Origin of the sequence: Stenotrophomonas sp., assembly GCF_050737075.1 — a bacterium.
Classification (GTDB): Bacteria; Pseudomonadota; Gammaproteobacteria; order Xanthomonadales; family Xanthomonadaceae; genus Stenotrophomonas.
Window position 1 is genome coordinate 13913 of the sequence record NZ_JBOHXV010000060.1, and the last position, 16899, is coordinate 30811.

At 68.7% G+C, this 16899-nt stretch carries 10 protein-coding genes; 4 read left to right on the top strand and 6 right to left on the bottom strand.

The window, feature by feature from the left end:
* Positions 1-132: 132 nt before the first annotated feature.
* Both ACREPD_RS14510 and pilH read left to right on the top strand, forming a co-directional pair.
* Complete coding sequence (locus ACREPD_RS14510; protein ID WP_431599968.1) at positions 133-1128, top strand: YhdH/YhfP family quinone oxidoreductase; 996 nt, start codon at positions 133-135, stop codon at positions 1126-1128.
* 89 nt (positions 1129-1217) lie between these two features.
* Positions 1218-1601, top strand: coding sequence for a twitching motility response regulator PilH (gene pilH, locus ACREPD_RS14515; protein ID WP_431599969.1), 384 nt, complete (start codon positions 1218-1220; stop codon positions 1599-1601).
* A gap of 67 nt (positions 1602-1668) precedes the next feature.
* On the opposite strand, the gene ACREPD_RS14520 is transcribed toward pilH, so the two are convergent.
* Positions 1669-2568 (bottom strand): DnaJ C-terminal domain-containing protein, encoded by a 900-nt coding sequence (locus ACREPD_RS14520; RefSeq protein WP_431599970.1) that lies wholly within the window; start codon positions 2566-2568, stop codon positions 1669-1671.
* Positions 2569-2828: 260 nt separating this feature from the next.
* On the opposite strand from ACREPD_RS14520, the gene ACREPD_RS14525 reads away from it, so the two are divergent.
* The gene (locus ACREPD_RS14525; RefSeq protein ID WP_431599971.1) at positions 2829-3311 is read left to right on the top strand and encodes a peroxiredoxin; all 483 of its coding nucleotides are present in this window, start codon (positions 2829-2831) and stop codon (positions 3309-3311) included.
* A 30-nt stretch (positions 3312-3341) separates the two neighbouring features.
* Entirely contained in the window at positions 3342-3947 is a 606-nt protein-coding gene (locus tag ACREPD_RS14530) for a ferritin-like domain-containing protein (RefSeq protein WP_431599972.1), read from the top strand.
* A gap of 3 nt (positions 3948-3950) precedes the next feature.
* Here ACREPD_RS14530 and pbpC read toward each other — a convergent pair whose 3' ends face one another.
* The 5 genes from pbpC to acnD all read right to left on the bottom strand — a co-directional run bounded on the left by pbpC (position 3951) and on the right by acnD (position 16824).
* Positions 3951-6326 (bottom strand): penicillin-binding protein 1C, encoded by a 2376-nt coding sequence (pbpC, locus tag ACREPD_RS14535; RefSeq protein ID WP_431599973.1) that lies wholly within the window; start codon positions 6324-6326, stop codon positions 3951-3953.
* A 52-nt stretch (positions 6327-6378) separates the two neighbouring features.
* Positions 6379-11298: an alpha-2-macroglobulin family protein gene (locus ACREPD_RS14540; RefSeq protein WP_431599974.1), complete on the bottom strand. Its 4920-nt coding sequence runs from the start codon at positions 11296-11298 to the stop codon at positions 6379-6381.
* A 168-nt stretch (positions 11299-11466) separates the two neighbouring features.
* Complete coding sequence (locus tag ACREPD_RS14545; protein ID WP_431599975.1) at positions 11467-12921, bottom strand: bifunctional 2-methylcitrate dehydratase/aconitate hydratase; 1455 nt, start codon at positions 12919-12921, stop codon at positions 11467-11469.
* A 104-nt stretch (positions 12922-13025) separates the two neighbouring features.
* On the bottom strand, positions 13026-14207 hold the full coding sequence (prpF, locus tag ACREPD_RS14550; RefSeq protein ID WP_431599976.1) for a 2-methylaconitate cis-trans isomerase PrpF: 1182 nt from the start codon (positions 14205-14207) through the stop codon (positions 13026-13028).
* Position 14208: 1 nt separating this feature from the next.
* Positions 14209-16824, bottom strand: a complete 2616-nt coding sequence (gene acnD, locus ACREPD_RS14555; protein ID WP_431599977.1) for a Fe/S-dependent 2-methylisocitrate dehydratase AcnD — start codon at positions 16822-16824, stop codon at positions 14209-14211.
* Positions 16825-16899: the final 75 nt, after the last annotated feature.

Sequence of the window (16899 nt, forward strand, 5' to 3'; positions counted from 1 at the left end):
ACCGTCAACCGTTGAATCCCGCCCGATTCTACTAGATGGGGCGGATCGGCAGGATTGGAAGGGGCAACAGGTCACAGGGCGCGATTCATACCCGCGCGGTAAGGTGGACGCCCCCACCCCCAAGGCAGCCCCATGGCCCTCCCCGACCGCTTTACCGCTTTCCGCATCTACCAGGACGAGCAGGGCCATCGCAGCGGCCTGGAGCAGATCGGGCTGGACCAGCTCAACCCGGGCCAGGTGCTGGTCCGTGCGGAATGGTCGTCGGTGAACTACAAGGACGCGCTGGCCGGCACCGGCGAGGGGCGGATCCTGCGCCGCTTCCCGCTGGTGGGCGGGATTGACGTGGCTGGCACGGTAGTGGCCTCGACCGACCCGGCCTGGCGCGAGGGCGATGCGGTGCTGGCCACCGGCTGCGGGCTGAGCGAGACCCGCGACGGCGGCTACAGCCAGTACGTGCGGCTGGAATCCAGCGCGGTGATCGCGCGGCCGGCCGCGCTGAGTGCCCGCGAGGCGATGATCATGGGCACGGCCGGCTTCACTGCCGCCCTGGCGCTGCTGCGCATGGTGGACAACCGCCTGACCCCGGAACACGGCCCGCTGGCGGTCACCGGGGCCACCGGCGGGGTGGGATCGCTGGCGGTGGACATCTTCAGCCGCGCCGGGTTCGAGGTGCACGCGATCAGCGGCAAGGCCGAACAGGCCGCCTACCTGCGCGGACTGGGCGCCCGCGAGGTGTTGCCGCGCGACACGCTGGCCACCGCCCGCCCGATGGAATCGGCGCGCTTCGGCGGCGGCCTGGACAACGCCGGCGGCCCGATGCTGGCCAGCCTACTGGCCCAGACGGTGCCCTACGGCAGCGTGGTCAGCGCCGGCCTGGCCGCCAGCCCGGCGCTGGACATGACGGTGATGCCCTTCATCATCCGCGGCGTGTCGCTGCTGGGGGTGTCGTCGTCGTCCGCGCCGCGCGCGCTGCGCGAGCAGGTGTGGGAGAAGCTGGGCGGCGACTGGAAGCCGCGACACTTGGACGCAATCTGCACCCGCGAGATCGGCCTTGACGCGCTGGCGACGGCGTTTGAAGGCATGCTTGCAGGGAGTTCGCTGGGTCGTACCGTGGTCCGAATCGACTGAGCGTTGCAGCTGGGCGACAGACGGCGTGGAGGATGCTTCACGCTGACACGGGCACGGCACTACACTGCGGGCATCACTTGGGGAACAACATGGCACGCATTCTGATCGTCGACGATTCACCGTCGCAGCAGCTGGGCATCAAGCGCATCGTCGAGAAGCTGGGGCATGAGACGTTGACCGCCGAGAACGGCGCGGAAGGGGTCAAAGTAGCCAAGGCCCAGCTGCCCGACCTGGTGCTGATGGATGTGGTGATGCCCGAGCTCAACGGCTTCCAGGCGACCCGCACGCTGGCGCGCGAGGCCACCACCAAGCACATTCCGGTCATCCTGGTGACCACCAAGGACCAGGACACCGACCGCATGTGGGGCATGCGGCAGGGCGCCAAGGCCTACATCACCAAGCCGTTCTCGGAAGACGAACTGTCCGAGGTGCTGGAGCGGGTGTTCAGCAGCAAGGAACCGCCGGGCGCCTGAAAGGCGCCGTGGTGCCGGGCTCTGCCCGGCAGAACGAACATGTTGCCGGGCAGAGCCCGGCATTGCGTCATACTTTTTCGCCGAACGCCTTGGCCAACGCCTTGTAGGCCTTCTTCTGTGCCTCGTCGGTCGGCACCGGCGCGATGATCTCGATCTCCACGATCTGGTCGCCATCCGGGTTGCCCGGCAGGCCGCGGCCGCGCAGGCGCAGCTTGCGCCCGGCATCGGAGCCGGCCGGCACCTTCAGTTCCACCGCGCCGCCCAGGGTCGGTACGCTGATCGACGTTCCCAGCGCGGCCTGCCACGGGGTGACATCCAGCGTGTACAGGATGTTGCGTCCATCCACCTCGAACTGGGGATGCGCGGCATATTCCACTTCCAACAGCAGGTTGCCGCCGTTGGTGCCCTGCCCGGTCAGGCGGATCACCTGGCCGGGGCGGATGCCCTTGGGCACGCGCACGTCCAGCTGCTTGCCGTTGACGGTGATGCGCAGGCTGTCGCCCGCATAAGCCGCTTCCAGCGGTACCGACAGCTTGGCGCGGGTGTCGCGGATCGGCTGGGGGCCGGCACCGGCACCGCCGAACCCACTGGCGCGCCCTGCACCGGCACCGCCGCGCTGCCGCGCGAACAGGCTTTCGAAGAAATCGCTGAAGCCACCGCCGCCAGCGCCGCCGCCGAACACCTCCTCGAAATCGAAGCCCTGCGCCCCGCCGTAGTTCGGCGGCGCATGGAACTCCTCGCCCGGGCGGTAGCCCTGGGCCTTGAGCTGGTCGTAAGCGGCCCGCTTCTGCGGGTCACGCAGGGCCTCGTAGGCCTCATTGACCGCCTTGAACTTCTCCTCCGCGCCGGTCTCCTTGCTGACGTCGGGGTGGTACTTGCGCGCCAGCCGGCGGTAGGCGGTCTTGATTTCGGCATCGCCCGCGCTGGGTTCCACGCCCAGCGTGGCGTAGTAGTCCTTGAATTCCATCCATACACCTCGAATAAGTTCGGCCCCCCGCGCCGGCGGAGGCCATCCCCGCAATTCTAGCGGCTGGCAGCCCCGCCGCCGTGATCGGGCGCTTGATCCTGCGCAACGCGGCGGCCGTGTGGCTGCGCTACGGTGGCCCCAGTACGGACCCACGGTCCGTACCTACCCTGCGGCTAGATGGGAATCGCCGCCCGGATTTCAACGTTTTGACGCCGCCGTTCCACCCCGCTCACTACCCTGCCGGTGAACCAGGAGCTCCCATGACCATCCAGATTGGCGACCGCATTCCCGAAGTCACGCTCAAGCGCATCCGCGAAGGCATGGAGACCCTGGACACCCATGCCCTGTTCGACGGCCGCAAGGCGGTGCTGTTTGCCGTGCCCGGCGCTTTCACTCCCACCTGCTCGGCGCGCCACCTGCCCGGCTATGTGGAGCACTTCGCCGACTTCCGCCGCCGCGGTATCGATGTGTTCTGCATGGCGGTGAACGACCCGTTCGTGATGAAAGCCTGGGGCGAGAGCCAGCAGGTACCGGACGGGTTGCAGCTGCTGTCGGATGGCAACGGCGACTTCGCCCGTGCGCTGGGCCTGGAAATGGATGCCAGCAGCTCGGGCATGGGCATGCGTTCGCGCCGCTTCGCGCTGTACGTCGAAGACGGCGTGGTGCGCGAAACCTTCATCGAAGAGCCCGGCAAGTTCGAGGTCTCTTCGGCCCAGTACGTGCTGGAGCATCTGCCCAGCTGATCCCACCGCAACAAAGGAACCCGGCCAGCCATGTCAAAGCCAGCCAAGCAACCCAAGCAGACCAAGTCCACGGCACCCTCCGCTGCACCGACCGCGCCGACAGCCCCCGGCATCAGCGACACCGCCACCCTGCGTGCACGCGCGCGGAAGAACATCGATGACGGGGCGATCACCGCCACCTACAGCGCCGACCGCAAGGCGGTGATCAAGCTGCTCAACGATGCGCTGGCCACCGAGTACGTGTGCGTGCTGCGCTACTACCGCCACTACTTCATGGCCAAGGGCATGCTGGCCGACGCGGTCAAGGGTGAATTCCTTGAGCACGCGCAGCAGGAACAGGCGCATGCCGGCAAGCTGGCCGAGCGCATCGTGCAGCTGGGCGGCGAACCCGACCTCAATCCGGCAACGCTGACCCAGCGTTCGCACGCCGAATACAAGGAAGGCAAGGACCTGCGCGACATGGTCCGCGAGAACCTCATTGCCGAGCGCATCGCGATCGACAGCTACCGCGAGATGATCAATTTCGTGGGCGACAAGGACACCACCACCAAGCGCATTCTGGAGGAGATCCTGGCGCAGGAAGAAGAGCACGCCGACGAGTTCGCCGACCTGTTGGAAGGCTGGATCGGGGAATAACACCTACCGCAATATGCGGAACCGCACCTGGGTCCAGGCACCGTCGGCCGCCAGCGCGGTCAAGGTGTGCTCGCCCACTTCGTCAAAGTCGCGGCGGAAGGTGCGTGCGCCTTCCGTGCGTGCGATCCAGCGGTCATCCAGCAGCCAGTCCACGGACTGCTCGCTGCCCAGCGCGCGCAGCTGCAGGCGCACGCCATGTTCGGCATTGGGCGCACGCGCCAGCGTCGCACGGTCGTTGAGCCCTTCGATATGCAGGCTGCCGGCGCTGCTGCGGCCATCGTCGCGGCAATCGGGCGACAACGCCGGCAGCTGCGCGGCCTGCCGCTGCGCCTGCGGCAGCCAGGGCGATACCAGCGCCGGCCAGCGCGCGATTTCGCGGGACTGCGCCTCATGCGGCTGCGTGCACTCCGGCGACAGCCGCAGGCCGGTGCGCGCATCCACCTCGAAACGCTGGCGCCCTGCCTGCCACAGGCGTGCGTCGCGCTCGGCGAAGGTCGGCGGTACCACGTCGTCCAGCACGAAGGCCTGCAGGCGGCGCTGGCATAGTGCGGCCGGGATGTCGTCGGCACGCTCGCCGGTGGGCCAGCACACCTCGGCCTGCGACACGCTGGCCGGCATCGGCGCGGCGCTGGCATCGCCACTCTGCCTCGGCAGGCTGTCCACCACTTCGAACATCAGCGGCAGCGCGGTCACGGCCCCGTATTGCCCGGGCAACGGTGTGCCGTCCGGGCGGCCCACCCAGACCCCCACGGTGTAGTGGCGGGTGGTTCCGATCGCCCAGGCGTCGCGGTAGCCATAGCTGGTGCCGGTCTTCCAGGCCACGCGAGGGCGCCCGGTGACGTCGAACGTGCCCGCGCCGTAGCCCGGCCGCGGATTGGATTCGAGCATCTCGCGGGTGATCCACGCGGCGCCCGGCGACATCAGCCGCCGCTCGATCACCGGGTCCTCCGCGGTGTAGCGCACGCGCCCGGCGATGCCATTGCGGTTGAACGCCGCGAAGGCGCCCACCAGGTCCTCGAGCCGGGCCCCGGTACCGCCCAGAATCAGTGACAGGTTGGGCGCGCTGCCCTGCGGAAACCGCAGGTTGATGCCCGCGTGCGACAGCCGCGCGGCGAAGCGTGCCGAACCCACCCGATCCAGCAGGTCCACGGCCGGCACATTGAGTGACAGCCGCAGGGCGGTGGCCGCGCTGACCGGCCCGTTGAAGGCGGCATCGAAGTTGCCGGGGCGGTAGCCGGAGAAGCTCTGCGGCGCGTCCACCATCAGACTCTCGGAATGGATCACCCCCTCATCGATGGCCATGCCGTACAGGAACGGCTTCAGGGTGGAACCCGGCGAACGCCAGGCCTGCACCATGTCCACATGGCCGAGCCGCTGCTTGTCGCCGAACGCCACCGAGCCCACATAGGCGCGTGCCTCCAGGGTGCGGTTGTCCACCACCAGCAGTGCCGCGGAGGTGCGTTCGGGCAACTGCGAGAAATACGACGACACCCGCTCCTCGAGCGTGCGTTGCAGGCCGATGTCCAGCGTGCTCTCGATGCGCGCGGCGCGCGGCTGCGCCGAATGCAGCCGCTGCGCCAGCAGTGCGGCGTGCAGCGGCGGCTGCAGCGCGCGGGTGACCACCGCTTCGATACGCGCATCGTCCACTTCGTCGCGCGACCACACGCCGAGCGCCACCATGCGCTCCAGCACCTTGTCGCGCGCCGCCTGCGCCGCCTCCGGATGCCGGTCCGGGCGCAGCCGGCTGGGCGACTGCGGCAGCACCGCCAGCAGCGCCGCCTCGGCGTGCGAGAGCTGCGCCGCCGGCTTGCCCAGGTAGGCCCAGCTCGCCGCTTCCACGCCCTCGATGGTGCCGCCGTACGGCGCGCGTTCCAGGTACAGCGCCAGGATCTGCGGCTTGCTCAGGTGCAGCTCCAGCTGCACGGCACGCAGCAGCTGCTTGGCCTTGCCCCACGGCGTGCGCGTATGCGGGTCCAGGATGCGCGCGACCTGCATGGTGAGGGTGGAGCCGCCGGAGACGATGCGCCGCTCCAGCACCCATTGCTTGCCCGCACGCAGCAGCGCCCACGGATTGACGCCCGGGTGGCGCCAGAACCAGCGGTCTTCGTAGTTGAGCAGCGCCTGCAGGTACAGCGGCGAGACGCTGCCGGCGCTGGCCGGGTAGCGCCACACCCCGTCGGCATCCGCGAAGGCACGCAGCGGCGTGCCATCGCGTGCCACTACCAGCGTGCTGGTATCGCGCTGCTTCGGCAGCGGCGGCGGAAACGCCAAGTCCAGCACCAGCAGCAGCGCCAGCAGCGCAGCCACGCCCCAGCGCAGCGCGGGCCACAGCCACGGCCGCCAGCGGGTCCAGCGCAGTCGGGAACGGAGGGAGATCATTGCTTCAACGGCCGCAACGCGGACCCCGGCGTCGGCCGGGGCCCGCACTTGATCACGGCTGGACCACCGTCAGGGTGGTCGGGTTGCTGCGCCCCACCCCGCGCAGGTCCGGACGGTACATGTCCTCGACCAGCGGCGGCGGCACGGTGTAGGTACCCGGCGTGACGGCACGTACCAGGTAGAACACCTTGGCCGTGCTGCCGCGCGAGAGCTTGAGCGCGGCCACGTAGCGGTCGTCGCGGAACTCCTCATGGCGCACCGTGGCGGCTTCGCCGCGGTCGTTCACGGCCAGGCCGTCCACCACCACGTCAGCCCACTGCTTGGCATCGCCCAGGTTGAAGTTCTCGATCTCCAGCCCGGCCGGCAGCAGGTCGGTCAGCAGCGCATCGGGCATGTCCACGTTCGGGGTGACGCTGACGCGCACGATCAGGGCTTCGCCTTCCTTCAGCGCGCGCGGGGTCCACGGCTTGCCGTCGGTGGTGTACCAGGTGCGTTCCACGCCCAGCGTGCGGCTGTCCGGCTCGGGTGCGGTACGCGGGATGCCGGCCACTTCCAGGCTGGCGAACATCGGCGGCTCGCCCTTCGGGCTGAAGCGCACGCCCTTGGCCAGGGCCGCGTAGTCGAAGCTGCGGCCGAACATGCGGCGGGCGGCGATGGCGTCCACTTCGCCCCCGATCGCCAGGTCGCCGGACACCTGCTTGGTCTGGTTGGCGGCCAGCGCCTTGCCCAGGCGCGCGATGGCCACCTGTTCCTGGGTGCTCAGCCACATCCAGCCGCTGTTGCGGCGTGCGTCCAGCGCGCGGCCCAGCTCCACGGCGCGTGCGTCGTAAGCCGGCTTGGCCAGCTTGCGCTCGTGCAGCAGCGCGATCATCAGCGCGTCGTCGCGCACGGCGCTGCCGTAGTCGCCGAAGTACTGCGGGCGCTCGCTGCTGGGCTTGGCGAAGCCGGCCGCGATGGCCGCGTCGCCGCGCTTGTGGTCGCCCTGCAGCGACAACGCGATGCCCAGGTGCACCATCGACAGCCCGGTGAGCGACTTGCTGCGTTCGTTGTCGTACAGCGCGCGCAGCGTGCCCAGCGGGGCGCGGTTGACCCGTGCCAGTACGTAGCCCGAGTAGGCCTGGTTGGCGAACTTCAGGTTCTCGCGGCGGTCTTCGCCGTAGAACTGGTTGCCACCGGACAGCAGGTCCTCGCTGAGGCGGTTGAGCGCCTTCTGCAGCACGTTGTCGGGCACGGCGAAGCCGGCGTCCTTGGCATCGAGCAGGAACTCGGTGATGTACGGGGTCAGCCACGGGTTCACGTAGCCGTCGTCGCCCCACATGGAGAAGTTGCCGTTGGAGACCTGCATCGAGGCCAGCCGGCCGAACGCGCCTTCCATGCGCTCGCGGCGGGTCTTGGCGTCCAGCCCATCGGCGCCGAGCATGGCCGAGGTGGCCTCATCGAGCATCAGCGCGGCGTAGCCCTTGCTGGTGGTCTGTTCGGCGCAGCCATACGGATACTTCAGCGCACCATCGAGGGCGCTGGCGAACGGAATCGGCGGCAGCGCGCTGACCAGCATGCGCGCGGTGACCGAGTCGTTCATCAGGCCATCGGCCAGGCCGATGCCCATCTCCACGTCGGCCAGCGGGTCCAGCGTGCGGGTCTGCGCACGCAGCACCTGCGGCCAGGCGGCACGCACCGGCAGGTCATAGCGGCGGTCGACCTTGAAGCCGTTGCCGTCCACCCGCACCCGCACCTTGGCCACGGTGTAGCCCTCGCGTGCCACCAGCGGGAAGCTCAGCGTGCTCTTGGCATCGGCATTGAGCTTGAGCGTGCGGCTGGGTTCACCGAGCGTGAGCGGCCCGATGCCATCGACCTGCACCTTGAACTCGCCCGGCTTGCCGGTGAAGTTCTGCACGTCCAGGGTGACGGTACTGCGGTCGCCCGGGGCCAGCACACGCGGCATGCTGGCCTCGGCCAGGATCGGCGCGCGCACCACGGTTTCCATGTCGCGCTTGCCGTACTGGTCATCGGAATACACCAATGCCGAGATGCGCAGGGTGCCGTTGAAGTCCGGCACCTTCAGCGCGATCCGCGCGATGCCCTTGGCATCGAGCTTCACCGGGCCGGAGAACAGGTCCACGGTCTGCACCCGCGCGGTGGGCCGCTTGGCCTGCGGCAGCGCGGCCAGCGCCATGTCGCCGCCGAACTTGAGCTTGCCGCTGCTGCCGTCGAAGCTCTCGATGACGCGGCTGTAGATGTCATAGGCATCCACGTCCAGGCGACGCTGCGCGAAGAAGTGGCCGGCCGCATCGGGCACCGGGAAGCGGGTGATGTTGAGGATGCCCACGTCCACCGCAGACACGGTGACGTGCGCCAGCTTGCCCGCCAGCTGCGGCGCGCTGACCGTGACCGGCAGGGTCTGCTCGGGCCGCATCTGCTTGGGCGCGGAAAGACCCACGGCGACCTGGCGTGCCTTGCGGTCCATCGGCACGTGCACCACGCCGACCGCACGGGCCGGGGTGATCTTGCTCGGTGCGCTGCCGCCGCGGAACACCAGCGCGGTGATGTAGACGTCGTGACGCTCCCATTCGGCGGTGACCGGGATGTCGAACGTGCTGCCCGGCTTGGCGTCGATCTCCTGCACGTAGAGCATCTTGTCGCTCTCCACCATCAGCACGCCCTTGCCGGCATGCGGCGGGGTGACGGTGACGCGCACCTTGTCGCCGGCCCGATAGCCGGTCTTGTCCAGGCCCAGCTTGACCTTGTCCGGGCGCGCATCCAGGCCGCGGTTCTCGTCGTTCCAGCTCCAGCCGGCATTGAACGGGTAGCGGCTGGTCAGGCCCGTACCCGGGTCGAACACATCCAGGCGGTATTCGCCCCACTCCACCGGGAAGTCGACGCCGACGGCCGCGCTGCCCGCGTCGATGGTGCGGGTGTCCTTGTTCTCGAAGCGGCGGCTGAAGTCGTAGTCCCAGCGGTTGTCGTTGAAGGTCCAGTGGTAGTCGCGCAGCTCGCGCACCAGGGTGACCTTCAGGCCCTTGCCCGGCTGCGGCTTGCCGGCGGCATCCACGCGCAGGATCTCGAAGCGCGCGTTGCTGTTGGCATCGGCACCGTCTTCCGGGTTGAACAGCGGGCGCACGCCCACCAGCACCGGCGCCGGCCACATCACCCGCTTGAGGGTACGGCTGACGGTACGGCCACCGGTCTCGTAGACGCTGCCGGACAGCACCACGGCGATAGGCGCGCTGGCCTTGACCTCGGCCGGCAGCTCCACATCCTGGCGCAGCTTGCCGTCGGCGGGGAACTCGGTGTCGATCACATCGCGCGCTTCGCGCGGCAGTTCAATGGTCGGGTCGCCGAAGAAGTACCCCGGCAGCGAGTCCACCGGCGACTGCTCGGCGGCGACGGCCAGGCGCGCGGTGAAGCGGTTGCCATCGGCAGGCGCACCGTACAGATAAGCCGCATCGGCCTGCAGCTTCAGCGGCTCACCCGGCTTGAGGGTCTTCTGGGCGCTGTCCAGGTCCAGCTTCATGCGCTCGGGCAGGAATTCCTCGATGCGCAGGGTCATGCCCTGGATGGCTTCCTTGCTCGCCGGGTTGGTGCGGAACTCCACCTGCCAGCGCCCGGTCGGCGCCTCCACCGGAATGGTCTGCTCGAAACTGAGGTAGCCCTGCTCGCCCGGCTGCAGGCGGGTCTCGCGGAAGGTCTTGCCGTCGGGCTGCTTCAGGCGCAGGAACACCGGCTGCGGCTTCACCGGCTTGCCGTCGTTGTCGCGCAGCAGGGCGGAAATGCGCACGGTCTCGCCGGGGCGGTACAGGTCGCGGCCGGACCAGGCGAACACGTCGAACCAGGCATTGTCGCGGCCGGCCACGGCGAATTCGCTCAGGTCCAGCGCCGGCTGGTTGAACGGCAGCATCGAGGTGTCTGCGCCGCTGCTGGCGATCAGCACGTGGCCCGCGTCCAGGGTGTAGTTGAGCAGCGCGTTGCCGTTGCCGTCGGTGGCGCCCTTCAGGACGACCTCACCCTTGGCGTCAAGGATGCGCAGGTCGATCTTCTTCAGCGCCGCACCGCTCTGCAGCGATGCGGTGTGCACGAACAGCTTGTCCTTGTAGGCGCGCGTGTGCAGGCCGATGTCGCTGACGGTGAAGAAGGCGGTGTCGAATTCGCTCTCGAACGAGCCGCTGCGCTTCATCACCGCAAAGTACAGGCCGGGCTCCTGCAGTTCCTTGATGTCCTGGGTGGGCAGGTAGGTCAGCACGCGTTCGTTCTGCTTGCCGCCCAGCACGAAGCGGTTGACGTAGACCGGCTCGGCCAGCTGCGACATCGGCGACTTGTCGCCGTACTCGCTGTCCAGCTCCCAGCTGCCGCGGCGCCCGCCGCGCTGGTACTGGCTGAAGAAGTTGGGCAGTTCCTTCTCGCGCACGCGCAGGAATTCGACGTCCACTTCCTTTACGTTGACCGACACCACCGGCAGGCCGCGGCTTTCACGCGCCGGCAGCACGCTGCCCTGCGAGGCGAAGCCGGCCACCGGCTTGAGCTCGCCGCTGAACACCTTCTGGCGCAGCTCCTTGCCCAGCCGGCTGCCATCGGCGGCCAGCAGGTCGGGCGAGACGATCAGGCTGTATTCCTTGGCGGCCTCCACGAACGGATAGCGCAGGGTCTTGCCGTCATCGGAGAGCGACCAGCTGCTGTCCTCGGTGCCGACCGTTTCGCCGAAGCGCACGAGTTTGTCGAAGTCCTGGGTGCCGACCAGCGGGCGCGAGAACTCCAGCGCCAGCGACAGGCCGTCGTTCTTCTGGTCGGGGTAGGCCCGCACCAGGGTGAACTCGGTGACCGCCTCGGCCTTGGCCGCGATCGGTGCGCCGGACGCGGTGGGCAGCTGGCCGCTGTCGTTGCGCTTGCAGCCGCCGATCCCCAGCGCCAGGCCGGCAACCAACGCCGCGCCCACGATTCCCTTCCAACCCCACTGCCGAACCCGACCGTGCGCTGCCATGATGCCGCTCCTCGAACAAGGCAGGCAGTATACGGCCGGCCGGTTGGGTCGCATCTGTCAGGAAATTCCGAAAATCGGGATGGATGCGTCAGATTGCGGCGGGACCCGACGATGGGCAGCCGGGCAGAGCCCGCGCTACACGTACAGACGGCCGGGCAGAGCCCGGCGCTACGCCACGTACAGGGACACGTAGTCGTGTACCGGCATCGCCTCCAGCACCACCGGGTCGAGCGAGGCGTCCAGGATGCGCCGCTGCTGCACGGTCGGGAACGTGGCGGTCAAGTGCGCGCGGAACTTGTCTTCCAGCCGCGGGATGCCCTCCGCACGGCGCCGGGCATGGCCGAGCGGGTACTCCACCGTCGCTTCCATCCGCGCGCCATCGGCGAAGTGCAGCGCCAGCGCGTTGGCGATGCTGCGCTTGTCCGGGTCCAGGTAGTCGGCGGTGAAGCGCGGTTCCTCCACGCATTGGATCTTCGCGCGCAGCGCGTCGATGCGAGGATCGGCGGCCACGTCGTCCTCGTAGTCCGCCGCCACCAGCCGGCCGAACAGCAGCGCGATGGCGACCATGTACTGCACGCAGTGGTCGCGGTCGGCCGGGTTCTGCAGCGGGCCGGACTTGTCGATGATGCGCAGGCAGGCCTGCTGGGTGCGCAGGGTGATGTGGTCGATGTCGTCCAGACGCCGGCCCTCGGCGCGCAGCCTTGCATGCAGCTGCATGGCCGCCTCCACCGCCGTCTGGCCATGGAACTCGGCCGGGTAGCTGATCTTGAACAGCACGTTTTCCATGACGTAGCTGCCATAGGCGCGCTGGAAGCGGAACGGCTGCCCGCCGAAGGAGGCATCGTAGAAGCCCCAGGTCGGGGCGGTCAGCGCGCTGGGGTAGCCCATCTCGCCGGCCGCCGCCATCAGCGACAGGCGCACGGCGCGGCTGGTGGCATCGCCCGCGGCCCAGCTCTTGCGCGAGCCGGTGTTGGGCGCATGCCGGTAGGTGCGCAGCGCCTGCCCGTCCACCCAGGCCAGCGACACGGCATTGAGCATGCGCTCGCGGTCCAGGCCCAGCAGGTGCGCGACCACGGCGGTGGAGGCCACCTTGACCAGCACCACGTGGTCCAGCCCGACCCGGTTGAAGGCGTTCTCCAGCGCCAGGCACCCTTGGATCTCGTGCGCCTTGATCATCGCCACCAGCACGTCGCGCATGGTCAGCGGCGGCCGGCGCAGGGCGACGGCATTGCGGCTGAGCCAGTCGGCCGTGGCCAGGATGCCGCCCAGGTTGTCGGACGGATGGCCCCATTCGGCCGCCAGCCAGGTGTCGTTGAAGTCCAGCCAGCGCACCATGGCGCCGATGTTGAAGGCCGCCTGCACCGGGTCCAGCTCGAACCGGGTGCCGGGGACGCGTGCGCCGTTGATGACGCGGCTGCCGGGCACCAGCGGGCCCAGCAGCTTGCTGCACGCCGGGAAGGCCAGTGCGGCCAGGCCGCAGCCAAGCGTGTCGATCAGGCAGTGGCGGGCCGTGGTGAATGCCAGGGGCGAGACGACCTTGTAGTCGCGGACGTAATCGACGATGTCGGTCATGACCGCGTCCCACGCGATGCGGTCGTTGGACGGCGGGTTGCCTGCAGTCATCGTCGCGCTCCTGGGTTGTCCACGGTTCCGCGGTGCAGCGGGGCAGAGCCCCGTGCAGCCGGGCAGAGCCCCGTGCAGCCGGGCAGAGCCCGGCTCTACGTCGTTCAGGCCGGGACGCGGACGGCGCCTTCCATCAGCACGCGTGCGCTGCGGCTCATGATGGCCTTGGTGACTGTCCACTGGCTGTCAACGAGTCGGGCTTCGGCGCCTACGCGCAGGGTGCCGGACGGGTGCCCGAAGGTCACCGCGCCGCGCTCGCCGCCGCCGGCGGCCAGGTTCACCAGCGTGCCGGGGATGGCAGCGGCGGTGCCGATGGCCACCGCAGCGGTACCCATCATGGCGTGATGCAGCTTGCCCATCGACAGTGCACGCGCGTGCAGGTCGATGTCACCGGCGCTGATCTGCTTGCCACTGGAGGACACGTAGTCCTGCGCGGGGGCAACGAAGGCCACCTTCGGCGTGTGCTGGCGGGTGGCGGCCTTCTCGATGCTGTCGATCAGGCCCATGCGCACCGCACCGTGCGCGCGGATCGCCTCGAACCGGGCCAGCGCGGCCTTGTCGTCGTTGATCGCCGGCTGCAGCTCGGTACCGGTGTAACCCAGGTCCGCCGCATTGAGGAAGATGGTCGGAATGCCCGCGGTGATCATGGTCACCTGGAAACTGCCGACGCCGGGCACGTCCAGGGTGTCCACCAGGTTGCCGGTGGGGAACATCGAACCGCCCTCGCCTTCGCCATCATCGGACGGATCGAGGAACTCGAGCGCGATCTCGGCGGCCGGGAAGGTCACCCCGTCCAGCTCGAAGTCGCCGATCTCCTGCACCTGCCCGTCAACGACCGGCACGTGCGCCAGGATGGTCTTGCCGATGTTGGCCTGCCAGATCCGCACTGTGCAGACGCCGTTGTGCGGGACGCGCGCCGGATCGATGAAGCCGTTGCTGATCGCGAACGGCCCCACGGCAGTGCTGAGATTGCCGCAGTTGCCGCTCCAGTCCACGAACGCCGTATCGATGGAGACCTGGCCATACAGATAATCCGCATCGTGATCGGGCACCGACGGTGGCGAGATGATCACGCACTTGCTGGTGCTGGAGGTCGCCCCACCCATGCCGTCGGTGTGCTTGCCATACGGATCAGGCGAGCCGATCACGCGCATCAGCAGCGCGTCGCGGGCCGGGCCCGGCGTCTGCGCGGCAACGGGGAGATCCTGCAGGCGGAAGAACACGCCCTTGCTGGTGCCACCCCGCATGTAGGTTGCCGGAATGCGGAGTTGGGGAAGATAGGTCATGTCATGCCACCTGCGAGGATTCCAGGAAGTCCTGCGCAAAACGCTGCAGTACTCCGCCGGCTTCGTAGATCGAGACCTCTTCGGCGGTGTCCAGGCGGCAAGTGACCGGCACGTTGAGCTGCTCGCCACTGCGGCGGTGGATGACCAGCGTCAGCTCAGCGCGCGGCACGCGCTCGCCGACCACGTCGAAGGTCTCGGTGCCGTCGATGCCCAGCGTGGTGCGGTTGACGCCCGGCTTGAACTCCAGCGGCAGCACGCCCATACCGATCAGGTTGGTGCGATGGATGCGCTCGAAGCCTTCGGCGGCGATCGCCTCCACGCCGGCCAGGCGCACGCCCTTGGCGGCCCAGTCGCGCGAGCTGCCCTGCCCGTAGTCGGCACCGGCAATGATGATCAGCGGCTGCTTGCGCTCCATGTAGGTTTCGATGGCTTCCCACATGCGCATCACCTGCCCTTCCGGCTCCACGCGCGCCAGCGAGCCCTGCTTCACCTGGCCGTCGACCACGACCATTTCATTGATCAGCTTCGGGTTGGCGAAGGTGGCGCGCTGCGCGGTGAGATGGTCGCCACGGTGGGTGGCGTAGGAATTGAAGTCTTCCTCCGGCAGGCCCATCTTCGCCAGGTACTCACCGGCCGCGCTGCTGGCCAGGATCGCATTGGACGGCGAGAGGTGGTCGGTGGTGATGTTGTCGCCCAGCACCGCCAGCGGGCGCATGCCACGCAGCGGGCGCTCACCGGCCAGCGCACCTTCCCAGTACGGCGGGCGGCGGATGTAGGTGCTCTGCGGGCGCCAGTCGTACAACGGGCTGATCGGCGCGCCGTGTTCCACCTTGAAGGTGAACATCGGCTCGTAGACCTGGCGGAACTGGTCCGGCTTGACGCTGGCGGCAACCACCGCGTCGATCTCGGCGTCGCTCGGCCACAGGTCCTTCAGGGTGATCGGGTTGCCGTCGGCGGTGTGGCCGAGGGCGTCCTTCTCGATGTCGAAGCGCACCGTGCCGGCGATGGCGTAGGCCACCACCAGCGGCGGCGAGGCCAGGAAGGCCTGCTTGGCGTACGGGTGGATGCGGCCGTCGAAGTTGCGGTTGCCCGACAGCACCGCCGTGGCGTACAGGTCGCGGTCGATCACTTCCTGCTGGATCTTCGGGTCGAGCGCGCCGCTCATGCCGTTGCAGGTGGTGCAGGCGAAGCCGACGATGCCGAAGCCCATCTGCTCCAGCTCACCGAGCAGGCCCGCCTCTTCCAGGTACAGCTGCACGGCCTTGGAACCGGGCGCCAGCGAGCTCTTCACCCACGGCTTGCGGACCAGGCCCGCGCGGTTGGCGTTGCGCGCGAGCAGCGCCGCGGCGATGACGTTGCGCGGGTTGCTGGTGTTGGTGCAGCTGGTGATGGCGGCGATGATCACCGCGCCATCGGGCATCAGCCCCTGTTCCTGTTCCAGCTTGCCGGAGGCCAGCTTGCCTTCGTCGGCGATGCCGCGGGCGGCCAGTTCGCTGGTCGCCACGCGCTTGTGCGGGTTGGACGGGCCGGCCATGTTGCGCACCACGCTGGACAGGTCGAACTGCAGCACGCGCGGGTACTGCACCTGCGCCAGGTCGTCCGACCACAGGCCGGTGGCCTTGGCATAGGTTTCCACCAGCTGCACCTGGGCATCCTCGCGGCCGGTCAGGCGCAGGTAGTCCAGGGTCTGCTGGTCGATGGAGAACATCGCCGCGGTGGCGCCGAACTCCGGGGTCATGTTGGAGATGGTGGCGCGGTCGCCGATGGTCAGCGCGGTGGCGCCTTCGCCGTAAAACTCGATCCACGCGCCGACCACGCGTTCCTTGCGCAGGAACTCGGTCAAGGCCAGCACGATGTCGGTGCAGGTGATGCCGGGCTGCGGGCGGCCGGTCAATTCCACGCCGATGATGTCGGGCAGGCGCATCCACGAGGCGCGCCCCAGCATGACGTTCTCCGCTTCGAGGCCACCCACGCCGATGGCGATCACGCCCAGCGCGTCCACGTGCGGGGTGTGGCTGTCGGTGCCCACGCAGGTATCGGGGAAGGCGACGCCGTCGCGCACCTGGATCACCGGCGACATCTTCTCCAGATTGATCTGGTGCATGATCCCGTTGCCCGGCGGAATCACGTCGACGTTCTTGAACGCCTTCTTGGTCCAGTTGATGAAGTGGAACCGGTCTTCATTGCGGCGGTCTTCGACGGCGCGGTTCTTCTCAAACGCTGCCTTGTCGAAGCCCGGGTATTCCACCGCCAGCGAGTGATCGACGATCAGCTGGGTCGGTACGACGGGGTTGATCTGGGCCGGATCGCCGCCAGCGTCGGCAATGGCATCGCGCAGACCGGCCAGGTCCACAAGCGCGGTCTGGCCGAGGATGTCATGGCACACCACGCGCGCGGGATACCACGGGAAATCCAGGTCCTGGCGACGCTCGATCAGCTGCCGCAGCGAGGCCTCCAGCGTGGCCGGGTCGCAGCGGCGCACCAGGTTTTCGGCCAGCACGCGCGAGGTGTACGGCAGCGTGGCGTAGGCACCGGGCTGCAGCGCGTCGACCGCGGCACGGGTATCGAAGTAGTCCAGCGAGGTGCCGGGAAGGTGCTTGCGGTAATCAGTGTTCATGGCTGGCGGTTGCTGCTTCTGTTTGGCGGGCCTTGCGGAATGCTGACAGACGGACAGAGGCCGCCTCTACGGGAG